We start from the raw sequence: 13,269 nt of genomic DNA, 5'->3' as shown, positions 1-13,269 counted from the left end.
AGGCTTATGCCAGGGCTGGCTGCGCCTGGTTCTCCGGGTGCAGCGGCAACAGCGGCGAGTGCGGGTCGTTGTCGATCGAGGCCCGCCACAGGTCGATCCACGCCGAGTGATGCCCGGCCCAGACCTGCTCGTGCAGGCGCGACAGCGCCACCGGGTCGCTCAGCAGCGCCAGGCGGGTGTTGCCATCCAGGCCCTTGGGCCCGACTTCCAGGGCCTTGGCCACGCGCTCGGCGCGCAGCGACTCGATCGCCGTGGACTGGCCGTGACGGGCAGTGGCCATGGCGCAGGCCAGGGCGTTCTGCCGCGGGTCGACCACAGCCCGCACGAAGCCGTCATGCAGGGCATGCCAGCGGTTCTCGTGGGTGTACTGGTCGGTGGCCAGCAGCGCCTGCGGGGTGGCGTATTCCTCGGGGATGAGGAACAGCTTCTCGTCGCGAGCCGCCAGGCCCAGGCCGGTGCGGCTGGAAATCACCGACACCGGGATCGACAGCAGCAGCGAACCGACGATCGGCGCCAGCCACCACAGGAAGCTTGGGTTCAGCCAGGCCACCAGAGCGGCCCAGGCAAAGCCCAGCAGGGTCTGCGGGCCATGCCGGCGAATCGCTTCGCTCCATGGGGTGGAGTCGTCGTCACGCTGCGGCGAGTTCCAGGTCGCGGCCCAGCCGAGGAATGCGGCCAGCACGAAACGGGTGTGGAAGATCATCCGCACCGGCGCCAGCAGCATGGAGAACAGCATCTCCATCAGCATCGACAGCGTGACCTTGAAGCGCCCGCCGAACTCCACCGCGCCCTTGGCCCAGATCAGGATGACGCTGAGCAGCTTGGGCAGGAACAGCAGCACGATGGTGGTGGAGAACAGCGCAATGGCTTTTTCCGGGTGCCACTGCGGCCACAGCGGGTAGAGCTGGAACGGCTCGATGAAGTACTGCGGCTCCATCAGCGTGTTGGTTGCCAGCAACGCGGTGGACAGCACCAGGAACAGGAACCACAGCGGGGCTGACAGGTACGACATGACGCCGGTGAGGAACACCGCGCGGTGCACCGGGTGCATGCCCTTGACCAGGAACAGGCGGAAGTTCATCAGGTTGCCGTGGCACCAGCGGCGGTCGCGCTTGAGCTCGTCCAGCAGGTTCGGCGGCAGCTCTTCGTAACTGCCCGGCAGGTCATAGGCGATCCACACGCCCCAGCCGGCGCGGCGCATCAGCGCGGCTTCGACGAAGTCGTGGGACAGAATGGCCCCGGCAAACGCACCCTTGCCCGGCAACGGCGCCAGGGCGCAGTGCTCGATGAACGGCTTCATGCGGATGATCGCGTTGTGGCCCCAGTAGTGCGACTCGCCCAGTTGCCAGAAGTGCAGGCCGGCGGTGAACAGCGGGCCGTACACGCGGGTGGCGAACTGCTGCATGCGCGCATACAGGGTGTCCATGCCCGAGGCTTTCGGGCCGGTCTGGATGATACCGGCGTCCGGGTTGGCCTCCATCAGGCGCACCAGGCTGCTCAGGCACTCGCCGGTCATGACGCTGTCGGCGTCGAGCACGACCATGTACTTGTACTCGCCACCCCAGCGACGGCAGAAGTCGTCGAGGTTGCCGCTCTTGCGCTTCACCCGGCGCCGGCGGCGGCGGTAGAAGATACGGCCAAAGCCTTTGGTCTCGCGGCATACATCCAGCCACGCCTGTTGCTCGGCAACGGCGATGTCCGGGTCGTTGGTGTCGCTGAGGACGAAGAAGTCGAAGCGGTCGAGGTTGCCGCTGGCAGCCACCGACTCGAAGGTGGCGCGCAGGCCTGCGAACACCCGCGGCACGTCTTCGTTGCAGATCGGCATCACCAGCGCGGTGCGCGCTTCGGGGGCGATCGGCTCGTTGCCGGCGCTGCTGCCGGAGATGCGGTACTTGTCACGCCCGGTGAGCAGTTCGAGGAAGCCCATCAGCGCGGTCCAGAAGCCCGCCGAGACCCAGCAGAACAGGATGCCGAACAGCACCAGGATGGAGGTTTGCAGCGCATACGGCCACACCTGCACCACGGTGTCCCACAGCGGCTGGTTGAGGATTTCGTCGAAGTCGACGAACGACCAGCCCTGGTACGGCAGGATGCCCTTCATGTACCAGCCGGCGACGATGGTCTGGCCGATCATCAGCGTCAGCAGGATATACCGACGGATCGAACCGACCGTGCGCCAGCGCGCCGGTGGCAGCTCGCGCTTGGGCGGCTGCGGGGCGTTGGTGCGGCCGGTCATGCGCCGCCAGATACGAATCAGCACGTTGGTGCGCCACGGCTCGGGCACGACCTTGGTGCGCTTGATCGGCGGGGCGATCTTCAGGCACAGCCGGCCGCTGCCATCGACGCCGAGCATCTCGGCGTCCTCAAGCTCGGCGGCGCTGCCGACGGTCAGGCGCGAACCCACCGAGGCCTGCACGGCCTCGGCGGTACTGGCGGCAGGTTGCGCCGCCAGGCGTTGGTGCAGCTCGCCGAACGAGGTGCAGCTGGCGAGTTCCGCGCGCTGCTCATCGCTCAGGGGCAGGTGGGCCAGGTATTCGCCAAGCGATTCTGGCCTTGGGCTTGAATTACTCATCGGCAGGCAACTGATAGCTCCAGGTCTCGGTCAGCACTTTTTCAGTAGTGGCCGGGGCCTCGGTGGTGGATGCCGCATCGGCGGCTGGTTGCTCGGCTGGTTTCTCGGCCTTGGCTTTTTCAGCCTTGGCGTGGGCCTGCTTGGTTGCGGCCTTGGTTTCCTTGACAGGCTTGGGCTGCTCGACCGGCACGTCACGCACCAGCGCGGCACGCATTTCGGTGGACTTTTTCGGGTCCTTGATCTTCAACCGCAGGGTCAGGCGCCAGCCTTTGGTCTCTGGGTTGTAGCGCAGGTTGTTCTCGACCACCTCGGCGTTGTCGCCGGTGCTGACCTGGCTGCGCACATTGGCATCGGCCGGCAGGGCCGCCAGGTTGGTGCCGACGAAATCGACCAGCAGGGCCACGCTGCCATCGAGCTGACGGATCAGGTTGGCCTGCTTGACGTCACCGCTGGAGCGCAGGGTCTGCTTGACCCAGCCCAGGTCCTGGGCGTGCAGCTGGTCTTCCTTGATGGTCCAACGCAGACGGTAGTCGTATTCGAACGGTTTGCCAGGCTCAGGCAGGGTTTCCGGGCTCCAGAACGCAACGATATTGTCGTTGGTCTCGTCGGCGGTCGGGATCTCGACCAGGTCTACGGTGCCTTTGCCCCAGTCGCCTTTAGGCTCGATCCAGGCGCTCGGGCGCTTTTCGTATTCGTCGTCGAGGTCTTCGAAGTCGCTGAAGGCGCGCTGGCGCTGCAGCAGGCCGAAACCACGCGGGTTCTCGACGCTGAAGTTGCTCACTGCCAGGTGCTTCGGGTTGTTCAGCGGGCGCCACAGCCATTCGCCGTTGCCGGCATGGATGCTCAGGCCTTCGGAGTCGTGCAGGGCCGGGCGGTAGTTCTGCACCTTGGACGGCTGGTTGGGGCCGAACAGGAACATGCTGGTCAGCGGGGCAACGCCCAGGCGGCTGACGTGGTCACGCAGGTACACCCGCGACTTGACGTCGACCAGGGTGTCTTCGCCCGGGCGCAGGGTCAGCTTGTAGGCGCCGGTGGAGCGTGGCGAGTCGAGCAGCGCGTAGATCACCAGGTGCTTGTCGTTGGGCTTGGGTTTTTCGATCCAGAACTCACGGAAGCGCGGGAACTCTTCGCCCGACGGCAGCGCGGTGTCGATGGCCAGGCCACGGGCCGACAGGCCGTAGCGGTGGCCCTTGCCGACCACGCGGAAGTAGCTGGCGCCAAGCAGGGTCATGATCTCATCCTGCTTGTCGGCCTTGTTGATCGGGTAGAGCACGCGGAAACCGGCGTAACCCAGATTCTTGGTGGCCTCGGCGTCATGCGGTACGTCGCCGAACTCGAAGCGGCTTGGGTCGTACTTGATCTCTTCGACTTTTTTAGCGGTGATTTCGTTGATTTTCACCGGCGTGTCGAAGTGCATGCCCTGATGGTAGAAGGACAGCTTGAACGGCGTCTTGTCCTTGGCCCACTCGGCCTTTTCCTGAATGAAGTGGATCTTCTGGTAGTCGGCGTACTTCATGTCACGGAACACCGGCGGCAGGTTGCTCTTCGGTGCCTCGTACTTCTGGCCGGCCAGATCCTTTGCCTTGGCTGCAACATCGTCCAGATTGAATGCCCACAGCTGGCCGGCGCTCATCAGGCCAACCAGCGCAACGCCAGCCAACACTGCCTTGCGCAGCCGGGTGCCGGGGATTCTTGGTGCAATACAGGGGCTTACAATCACGAGCAATCCTCGCCGAAAAACAGATCATGAAACCAACGGCCAGCGACAAAGCCGGGTTGGCGAGCACTGTTCGGACCCCGTGAGGGCGTAATGATTCCCCAAACGGACCCAGACAATGCTCGTGTCAAAGTGGATCGAACCTGCGAACGCAGGTTCACGCAGCGCGCGATTATCCAGCAGGTCGCGTTACAACGCATCAGGCTGAACCAACTATTTATCGTACAAAACCCCTTGTTTTCCTACAAACAAGGGGTTTTTTGACCTCATATTTGTAACATAAATGTTACCGGGCCATCATTGACCAGATGCACCTGCATGTCGGCGCCAAAACGCCCGCTCGCCACATCAGCATGCTGGCGCGTCGCCTGCGCCAGCAAGTAGTCGAACAATTCGGCGCCCAGGGCCGGCGGCGCTGCGGTCGAGAAGCTCGGGCGCATGCCGCTGCGGGTGTCGGCCGCCAGGGTGAACTGCGAAACCAGCAGCAGGCCGCCGCCGACATCCTTGAGCGAGCGGTTCATCTTGCCCTGCTCGTCGCTGAACACCCGGTAGTTGAGCAGCTTGTGCAACAGCTTGTCGGCATGCTCGGGAGAATCTTCAGGCTCTACCGCCACCAGCGCCAGCAAGCCCTGGTCGATGGCGCCGACGGTTTCGCCGGCAACGTCCACCCTGGCCCCGCGCACGCGCTGGATCAGCGCCTTCATGCTTCTTCCAGGGGCAGGTCGAGCAGACGCCGGGCCATCTGGTCGGCCGCGCGCACCAGGGCGTCGGTGATGCCAGGCTCCGAGGCGGCGTGGCCGGCGTCGCGGATCACTTTCAGCTCGCTGTTGGGCCAGGCCTGGTGCAGTTCCCAGGCGTTGTCCAGCGGGCAGATCACGTCGTAGCGGCCATGCACGATCACCGCCGGCAGGTGGGCGATCTTGGGCATGTCGCGGATCAGCTGGTCTGGCTCGAGGAAGGCATTGTTGGTGAAGTAGTGGCACTCGATACGGGCGATCGACAGCGCGCGCTGCGGCTCGGAGAAGCGGTCGACCACCAGCGGGTTGGGGCGCAGCGTGGCGGTGCGGCCCTCCCAGGTGGACCAGGCCTTGGCCGCGTGCATCTGGGCGATCTGGTCGTTGCCGGTCAGGCGCTTGTGGAAGGCGCCCACCAGGTCGCCACGCTCCTCTGCCGGGATCGGCGCGATGTAGTCCTGCCAGTAGTCGGGGAACAGGCGGCTGGCGCCTTCCTGGTAGAACCAGCTGATTTCCTGGGGGCGGCACAGGAAGATGCCGCGCAGGATCAGCCCGTGCACGCGCTCGGGGTGCTTTTGCGCATAGGCCAGGGCCAGGGTGGAGCCCCAGGAGCCGCCGAACAGCACCCACTTGTCGATACCGAGGTGCTCGCGGATGCGCTCGAGGTCTTCGACCAGGTGCCAGGTGGTGTTGTTCTCCAGGCTGGCGTGGGGCGTGGAGCGCCCGCAGCCGCGCTGGTCGAAGGTGACGATGCGGTACAGGTTGGGGTCGAAGTAGCAGCGGCTCTGGGCATCGCAACCGGCACCCGGCCCCCCGTGGATGAACACCACAGGCAGACCTTCCGGCGAACCGCTTTCATCGACGTACAGCACATGCGGCGCTTCCACGGCCAGATCGTGCCGGGCGTAGGGTTTGATCTGCGGGTACAGGGTCTGCATTGCGCACTCCGTGTGAGGATTTAATCTGCCGTTGGGCATCATAAACCTGAATTGCGCGAAGAGCATGTACCCGTGTCATTTGCCGGGGTATTGGCGCTTCGGCCTAGCGGCCGTAGCGCTCGCGCGCCCACCCCAGCAAAGTCTCCAGCAACCCGCGCAGCACTTGCTGCGTCGGCTGCGCCAGGTCTTCGCGGTATGCGAAGGGCTCCACCTCTTGCATATAGGTACTCTGCGCCAGCTCCAGCTGCACCGCATGAATGTGCTGGGCCGGGTCGCCATAGTGGCGGGTGATGTGCCCGCCCTTGAAGCGTCCGTTGAGCACATGGCTGTAACCCGGGAAGCCGGCGCACACGCCCTTCAGGCGCTCGGCCAGCTCGGGGTCGCAACTGGCGCCATTGAAGGTGCCCAGGTTGAAGTCAGGCAGCTTGCCTTCGAACAGATGCGGGATCACCGACCGGATGGAGTGCGCATCCCACAGCAACGCATAACCAAACTCCTTACGCATCCGCGCCAGTTCGCGACGGATCGTGTCGTGGTAAGGGCGCCAGATCTGCTCCAGGTATTGCGCCCGCTGATCGGCAGTGGGCGCCTTGCCCTCCATGAACAGCGGCTCGCCCTCGAACAGCGTTGCCGGGTACAGCCCGGTGGTGGCCCCGGCATACAAGGGTTTGTCGTCGTCCGGCCGGTTGAGGTCGATGACGAAACGCGAATACTCCGCTGCCACCACGCTGGCGCCCAGTTCGCGGGCAAAGTCGTACAGGCGCGGGATGTGCCAGTCGGTGTCCGGCAGACTGCGTGCAGGCGGTACCAGCCCGTCGCGCACGGCGTCGGTCAGGGTCAGGCCTGCGTGGGGCATGCTGATCAGCAGGGGCAACCGGCCTTGGTGAAAATTCAATACCTTGTTCATCGGGCTTCCTATTAAGGTGTTGAACCCTGCAGCCCCAGTGCCGAAAAGTCGGCTCTCATGGGGCTGCACATGGTTTGCTGGCTTGGCAGGGGCCTGTAGGAGCGGCTTTAGCCGCGAACACCGGCATAGCCGGTGCCATCCACCGCGCCGCCTGCTTCGCGGCTAAAGCCGCTCCCACAGACTGCGCGGAACACCTGTGAGTACGCAGCATTCAGTTGGAGATTTCATGGCCCAGGCGCACCACACGCTTGGGCAGTTCGCCGCCGAGCCAGTAAGCCAGATCGGCGGGGCGGTCGATTTGCCAGGCGATGAAGTCGGCCACCTTGCCCTCCTCCAGCGAGCCATGGCTGTCACCCATGCCCAGCGCCGTGGCGGCATGCAGGGTGACGCCAGCCAGGGCCTCTTCCGGGGTCATGCGGAACAACGTGCAGCCCATGTTCAGCATCAGGCGCAGCGACAAGCCCGGCGAAGTGCCCGGATTGAGGTCGGTGGCCAAGGCGATCTTCACCCCGTGGCGGCGCAGCGCGTCCATCGGCGGCAGCTGGGTTTCACGCAAAAAGTAGAAAGCGCCGGGCAGCAGCACAGCGACGGTGCCGGCCTTGGCCATGGCAATGGCGTCTTCTTCGGTCATGAACTCCAGGTGGTCGGCCGACAGCGCCTGGTAGCGCGCCGCTAGACTCGAGCCGTGCAAAGACGACAGCTGCTCAGCGTGCAGCTTGACCGGCAAGCCCAGCTCATGGGCCTTGATGAACACCCGCTCGACCTGCGCCGGGGAGAACGCCAGGTGCTCGCAGAACGCGTCCACCGCATCCACCAAACCCTCCGCGGCCAATACCGGGAGCATCTGCTCGCAGATGTGGCTGATGTAGTCATCCGCCCGCCCAGCGTACTCCGGCGGCAACGCGTGGGCCGCCAGGCAGGTGGTGCGCACGCTGATCGGCAGCTCTTCGCCCAGGCGCCGGGCCACGCGCAGCATCTTGCGTTCACAGGCCAAGTCCAGGCCGTAGCCGGACTTGATCTCGATGCAGGTCAGCCCGTCACGCATCAGCGCCTGTACGCGCTGGCGGGCGCTGGCGAACAGCTCATCCTCGCTGGCGGCCCGGGTGGCGCGCACGGTGCTGGCGATGCCGCCGCCCTGGGCGGCGGTCTCGGCATAGCTCACACCCTGCAGGCGCTGTTCGAATTCGCCGCTGCGGTTGCCGCCGAACACCGCGTGGGTGTGGCAGTCGATCAGCCCCGGGGTGACCCAGGCGCCGCCCAGGTCGACGATACGATCAGCGGCCACCGGTGGAACGTCGTCGCGCGGGCCGATCCATTCGATCAAGCCTGCGCTGGTGACGATGGCGGCGTCCTCGATGACCGAGTAGCGGCCGCCGGCCATGGTCGCGACGTGGCAGTGCTGCCAGAGGGTTCTCATCAGGGGCTCCTTGTTTCTTTGCAAAGCATCGCGGGCCCGGCCCGCGCTCATGTCGGTTTACACAGCACCTGTGGGAGCGGCTTCAGCCGCGAAGCAGGCAACGCGGTGCTTGGCACGGGCTTCGCCCGTGTTCGCGGGCAAGCCCGCTCCCCCAGGGATCGCGCCAGCTTCTAGAAATTGAGTAAGACAGTTGCTCCCACAGGGTTTGCAAATCACAGGCTGGGCAAAACACCCGCTGGCAGCAGCCCGGTCAGGGTGCCTTTGGCCAGCAGTTCGGTCGCCACTTCGATGTCCGGCGCAAAGAAACGGTCGCGGTCGTAATGCGGCACCTCGCGGCGCAGCGCCTGGCGCGCCTGTTCAAGCTTCACCGAGGTCTTCAGGCCCTTGCGCAGGTCCAGGCCCTGGCAGGCACCCAGCCATTCGATGGCCAGCACCCCCCGGGTGTTCTCGGCCATTTCCCACAGGCGTTTGCCGGCGGCCGGGGCCATGGACACGTGGTCCTCCTGGTTGGCCGAGGTCGGCAGGCTGTCGACGCTGTGCGGGTGCGACAGCGCCTTGTTTTCGCTGGCCAACGCTGCAGCTGTGACCTGGGCGATCATGAAGCCTGAATTGACCCCGCCGTTCTCCACCAGAAACGGCGGCAACTGCGACATGTGCTTGTCCATCATCAACGAGATGCGTCGCTCGCTCAGCGAGCCGATCTCGGCAATCGCCAGGGCCAGGTTGTCGGCGGCCATGGCCACCGGCTCTGCGTGGAAGTTGCCACCGGACACCACATCACCCTCGGCGGCGAACACCAGCGGGTTGTCCGACACCGCGTTGGCCTCGATGCCCAGCACCTCGGCGGCCTGGCGCAACTGGGTCAGGCAGGCGCCCATCACCTGCGGCTGGCAGCGCAGCGAGTACGGGTCTTGCACCTTGTCGCAGTTCTTGTGCGACAGCGACACCTCGCTGGCCTCGCCCAGCAGGTCGCGGAAACACGCGGCGCTGTCGATCTGCCCGCGCTGGCCACGTACGGCGTGGATGCGCGCATCGAACGGTGCCCGCGAGCCCAGCGCCGCCTCGACACTCAAGGCGCCGCAGGCAATGGCGGCGGCGTACAGGTCTTCGGCCTGGAACAGCCCGCGCAGGGCGTAGGCGGTGGAGGCCTGGGTGCCGTTGAGCAGCGCCAGGCCCTCCTTGGCGGCCAGGGTCAGCGGCTGCAGGCCGGCGACCGCCAGGGCTTCACTGGCGGGGAGCCACTGGCCCTTGTAACGCGCCTTGCCCTCGCCCAGCAGCACCAGCGACATGTGCGCCAGCGGCGCCAGGTCGCCGGAGGCGCCCACCGAACCCTTGAGCGGAATGTGCGGGTACACCTCGGCGTTGACCAGGGTGATCAGCGCATCGATGACCTTGCGCCGGATGCCCGAAAAACCGCGGCTCAGGCTGTTGATCTTGAGCACCATGATCAGCCGCACCAGGGCATCGTCCAGCGGCGCGCCGATACCGGCGGCATGCGACAACACCAGCGAGCGCTGCAGGTTCTCCAGGTCATGGCTGGCGATGCGGGTCGAGGCCAGCAGGCCGAACCCTGTGTTGATGCCGTAGGCGGTGCGGTCTTCGGCGATGATGCGCTCGACGCAGGCAACGCTGGCGTCGATCGCCGCGTCCGCGCTGGCGTCCAGTTGCAGGCGCACGGGAGCCTGGTGAATGGCGCGCAGCTGGGCCAGGGTCAGTTGGCCGGGCAGCAGGTTGAGGGCTTCCATGTTCGAGCTCCTTGTCGTTGTTCAGTGCAGCGCCGGCAGCACGGGCTGCGGCAGCCGGGGGTCGTTGAGCAGCGCGGCGGCGCGGGCGATGTCCGGCGCCAGCCAGCGGTCTTCCAGGTAGGCCGGCACCTGCTCACGCAGCAGGCGCCAGGCGGCGTCGGTGCCGACGCCCAAGCGCTGGCCTTTGAAAAACTCGAAGGCCTGGGCGGCCAGCAGGTACTCGATGGCGAGGATCTGCGTGCAGTTGGCCAGCACCTTGTGCAGCTTGAGCGCAGCGTTGGTGCCCAGGCTCAGGTGGTCTTCCTGCAGGCCCGAAGTGACGTAGTTGTCGAGCACTGCGGGCTGGGCCAGTTGGCGATTTTGTGCACACAGCGCGGCGGCCACGTACTGGGCGATCATCATCCCCGAGTTGACCCCGGGGTTGCTCACCAGAAACGCCGGCAGGCCGCTGACCAGCGGGTTGACCAGGCGGTCCAGGCGGCGCTCGGCGATGGCGCCGATCTCGGCCATGGCAATCGCCAGCACATCGGCGGCCAGGGCTACCGACTGGCCGTGCGGGTTGGCCTGGGACACCACCCGGAAGGCCTCGGGCGTACCCAACAGCAACGGGTTGTCATTGGCACCATTAAGTTCGGCCTGCACCTGCAGGGCGGCATGGGCCAGCTGGTCGCGGGCAGCGCCGTGTACTTGCGGGATGGAGCGGATGCTCAGGGCATCCTGGGTGCGCATGCCCTGGCTACTGGCGATCACCTCGCTGCCGCCCAGCAGCGCGCGCAGGTTGGCGCCGACCACTTGCATGCCAGGGTGCGGCTTGAGCGCGATGATCTCGGGGTCGAAGGCATCGAGCTGGCCGCGCAGGGCCTCGAAGCTCATGGCGCCGATCACGTCGGCCCATTGCAGCAGGCGCCCGGCATCATCCAGCGCCAGGCAGGCCAGGCCAGTCATGCACGGCGTGCCGTTGACCAGGCACAGGCCGTCCTTGGCGCCCAGTTGCACCGGTTCCAGCCCTTCGGCGGCCAAGGCCTGGGCGGCATCGACCAACTGCCCGCGGTAGCTCACCTGGCCGATGCCCAGCAGGCACACGCCGACATGGGCCATGTGGGTCAGGTAGCCCACCGAACCTTGTGAGGGCACCTGCGGGGTGATGCCGCGCTCGAGCAGCGCCAGCAGCGCCTCGACCACCCGGCGGTGAATGCCCGACTTGCCATGGCTGTAGTTGGCGATGGCCGCGCAGATGATCGCCCGGGTTTGCTCGTCGGGCAGTGCCGGGCCGACGCCGCAGGCGTGGCTGAGCAGGGTGTTGCGCGACAGCTGGCTGAGCTGTTCGCCCTGCAAGGAGACGTTGCACAGCGCGCCGAGCCCGGTGTTGACGCCATAGGCGCGCTCACCGCTGTCCACCAGGTGGCGAACGATGGCCTGGGCGTTGTCGATACGCGCCCACACCGCTGGCGACAGCTCCAGGCGCGCGCCATGCCGGGCGACGGCGGCGATGTCCTGCCAGCGCAGCGGCGCCTCGCCGAAGGTGACCACCTGGCTCATACGGCCACCGCCCGGCGCTGGACGAAGCGGTCGACGTACTCGTCGGCCGGCGAGTGGAGGATCTGGTGCGGGGTGCCCACCTGGATCAACCGGCCGTCCTTGAGGATGGCGATGCGGTTGCCGATGCGCACGGCCTCGTCCAGGTCGTGGGTGATGAACACGATGGTCTTGTGCAGGGTTTTCTGCAGTTCCAGCAACTGGTCCTGCATCTCGGCGCGGATCAGCGGGTCGAGGGCGCTGAAGGCCTCGTCCATGAGGATGATATCGGTGTCGGCCGCCAGGGCCCGGGCCAGGCCCACGCGCTGGCGCATGCCGCCAGACAACTGGTGCGGGTACTTCTTCTCGTAGCCCTTCAGGCCCACGGTCTCGACCCACTGCTGGGCGCGCTCGGCGCACAGCGCCTTGCTCTCGCCGCGCACCTTCAGGCCGTAGGCGACGTTGTCCAGCACGTTGCGGTGCGGCAGCAGGCCGAAGCTCTGGAACACCATGCTGATCTTGCGCCGGCGAAATTCGCGCAATGCGTCCATGTCGTACTGCAGGATGTCTTCGCCATCCACCAGGATCTGCCCGCTGGTGGGGTCGATCAGGCGGTTGAAATGGCGCACCAGGGTCGACTTGCCCGAGCCGGACAGGCCCATGATGACGAAGATCTCGCCACTGCCGATGGACAACGACAGATCATTGACCCCCACCACGCAGCCGGTCTGCGCCAGCACCTGCTCCTTGCCCTGCTGCTTGTGGATCAGCGCCAGGGCCTCTTCGGCGCGGTCGCCGAAAATCTTGAAGACGTTCTTCACTTCGATCTTGCTGATCGCCTGGGTGCTCATTTGCTCACCTCGTGCCGTGGCCGGCCATAGGCCTGGGTAATGCGGTCGATCACCACCGCGAGAATGACGATGGCCAGGCCCGCTTCAAGGCCGCGTCCGACGTTGAGAGTCTGGATGCCCACCAGCACATCCTCGCCCAGGCCGCGGGCGCCGATCATCGAGGCGATCACCACCATCGACAGGGCCATCATGGTGGTCTGGTTGATGCCGGCCATGATGCTCGGCAGCGCCAGCGGCAACTGCACGCCGAACAGCTGCTGCCAGCGGTTGGCGCCAAAGGCGTTGATCGCCTCCATCACCTCGCCGTCGACCTGGCGGATACCAAGGTCGGTCAGGCGGATCAACGGCGGTGCGGCGTAAATCACCGTGGCGAAGATCGCCGGCACCTTGCCCAGGCCGAACAACATCAGCACCGGGATCAGGTACACGAAGCTGGGCATGGTTTGCATGATGTCCAGCAGCGGCATCAATACCGCGCGCAGGCGGTCGCTGCGCGCCGACAAGATGCCCAGCGGGATGCCCACCAGCACCGAGATCAACGTGGCCACCAGCATCAGCGCCAGGGTTTGCATCAGTTTGTCCCACAGGCCGACGGCGCCCACCAGGAACAGCAGGCCGACGATCACCACACTTGGCAGAATGCGCCGGGTGGCATGCCAGGCGATCAGCGCCACCACGCCGAGCATCAGCCACCAGGGCGTGGCGCGCAGCGCGCCTTCGAGGCTGACGATGGCCCACAACAGGGTGTCGGAGATGTGCCGGAACACATCGCCGTAGTTGGTCACCAACGCATCGACCCAGCCATTGACCCAGTCGGCGATGGAGAATGTCAGGTTGTCAGGAAACATAGGGTGCACTCATCAGGTGAGGACG

10 protein-coding genes are annotated in these 13,269 nt (G+C 65.9%); all 10 read right to left on the bottom strand.

Annotated features, from left to right (window positions below; genetic code table 11):
* Positions 1-4: 4 nt before the first annotated feature.
* The gene (gene mdoH, locus KSS93_RS03990; RefSeq protein WP_217887246.1) at positions 5-2,572 is read right to left on the bottom strand and encodes a glucans biosynthesis glucosyltransferase MdoH; all 2,568 of its coding nucleotides are present in this window, start codon (positions 2,570-2,572) and stop codon (positions 5-7) included.
* Positions 2,565-4,292: a glucan biosynthesis protein G gene (locus KSS93_RS03985; RefSeq protein ID WP_217887245.1), complete on the bottom strand. Its 1,728-nt coding sequence runs from the start codon at positions 4,290-4,292 to the stop codon at positions 2,565-2,567. The genes mdoH and KSS93_RS03985 overlap by 8 nt, the downstream gene beginning before the upstream one ends.
* Positions 4,293-4,555: 263 nt before the next feature.
* Positions 4,556-4,993, bottom strand: coding sequence for a D-aminoacyl-tRNA deacylase (gene dtd / locus KSS93_RS03980; RefSeq protein ID WP_217887244.1), 438 nt, complete (start codon positions 4,991-4,993; stop codon positions 4,556-4,558).
* Positions 4,990-5,961: a prolyl aminopeptidase gene (gene pip / locus KSS93_RS03975; protein WP_217887243.1), complete on the bottom strand. Its 972-nt coding sequence runs from the start codon at positions 5,959-5,961 to the stop codon at positions 4,990-4,992. The genes dtd and pip overlap by 4 nt, the downstream gene beginning before the upstream one ends.
* A 103-nt stretch (positions 5,962-6,064) precedes the next feature.
* Positions 6,065-6,868, bottom strand: a complete 804-nt coding sequence (gene hutG, locus KSS93_RS03970) for an N-formylglutamate deformylase (protein WP_217887242.1) — start codon at positions 6,866-6,868, stop codon at positions 6,065-6,067.
* 211 nt (positions 6,869-7,079) lie between these two features.
* Positions 7,080-8,285 carry an imidazolonepropionase gene (gene hutI / locus KSS93_RS03965; RefSeq protein WP_217887241.1) on the bottom strand — a complete coding sequence of 402 codons (1,206 nt, stop codon included), beginning with the start codon at positions 8,283-8,285 and terminating at the stop codon, positions 7,080-7,082.
* A 212-nt stretch (positions 8,286-8,497) separates the two neighbouring features.
* A complete protein-coding gene (gene hutH, locus KSS93_RS03960; protein WP_217887240.1) occupies positions 8,498-10,030 on the bottom strand; it encodes a histidine ammonia-lyase in 1,533 nt (510 codons plus the stop codon).
* A gap of 21 nt (positions 10,031-10,051) precedes the next feature.
* Positions 10,052-11,569, bottom strand: coding sequence for an HAL/PAL/TAL family ammonia-lyase (locus tag KSS93_RS03955; protein ID WP_217887239.1), 1,518 nt, complete (start codon positions 11,567-11,569; stop codon positions 10,052-10,054).
* Positions 11,566-12,396, bottom strand: a complete 831-nt coding sequence (locus tag KSS93_RS03950) for a quaternary amine ABC transporter ATP-binding protein (protein WP_217887238.1) — start codon at positions 12,394-12,396, stop codon at positions 11,566-11,568. The genes KSS93_RS03955 and KSS93_RS03950 overlap by 4 nt, the downstream gene beginning before the upstream one ends.
* Positions 12,393-13,244 carry an ABC transporter permease gene (locus KSS93_RS03945; RefSeq protein WP_217887237.1) on the bottom strand — a complete coding sequence of 284 codons (852 nt, stop codon included), beginning with the start codon at positions 13,242-13,244 and terminating at the stop codon, positions 12,393-12,395. Before KSS93_RS03945 ends, KSS93_RS03950 begins: the two co-directional genes overlap by 4 nt.
* Between the last annotated feature and the right edge of the window lie 25 nt (positions 13,245-13,269).

This window comes from Pseudomonas xanthosomatis (genome assembly GCF_019139835.1).
Lineage (GTDB): Bacteria > Pseudomonadota > Gammaproteobacteria > Pseudomonadales > Pseudomonadaceae > Aquipseudomonas > Aquipseudomonas fakonensis.
The sequence above is the reverse complement of the archived record's forward strand: the minus strand, read 5'-3'. Positions and strand labels throughout refer to the sequence as shown.

What these genes read in the sequence shown, in the direction of transcription:
- mdoH (WP_217887246.1), bottom strand. Translation starts at nt 2,572, where the DNA reads ATGAGTAATTCAAGCCCAAGGCCAGAATCGCTTGGCGAATACCTGGCC.
- KSS93_RS03950 (WP_217887238.1), bottom strand. Translation starts at nt 12,396, where the DNA reads ATGAGCACCCAGGCGATCAGCAAGATCGAAGTGAAGAACGTCTTCAAG.
- KSS93_RS03945 (WP_217887237.1), bottom strand. Translation starts at nt 13,244, where the DNA reads ATGTTTCCTGACAACCTGACATTCTCCATCGCCGACTGGGTCAATGGC.
- dtd (WP_217887244.1), bottom strand. Translation starts at nt 4,993, where the DNA reads ATGAAGGCGCTGATCCAGCGCGTGCGCGGGGCCAGGGTGGACGTTGCC.
- hutH (WP_217887240.1), bottom strand. Translation starts at nt 10,030, where the DNA reads ATGGAAGCCCTCAACCTGCTGCCCGGCCAACTGACCCTGGCCCAGCTG.
- pip (WP_217887243.1), bottom strand. Translation starts at nt 5,961, where the DNA reads ATGCAGACCCTGTACCCGCAGATCAAACCCTACGCCCGGCACGATCTG.
- hutG (WP_217887242.1), bottom strand. Translation starts at nt 6,868, where the DNA reads ATGAACAAGGTATTGAATTTTCACCAAGGCCGGTTGCCCCTGCTGATC.
- KSS93_RS03955 (WP_217887239.1), bottom strand. Translation starts at nt 11,569, where the DNA reads ATGAGCCAGGTGGTCACCTTCGGCGAGGCGCCGCTGCGCTGGCAGGAC.
- hutI (WP_217887241.1), bottom strand. Translation starts at nt 8,285, where the DNA reads ATGAGAACCCTCTGGCAGCACTGCCACGTCGCGACCATGGCCGGCGGC.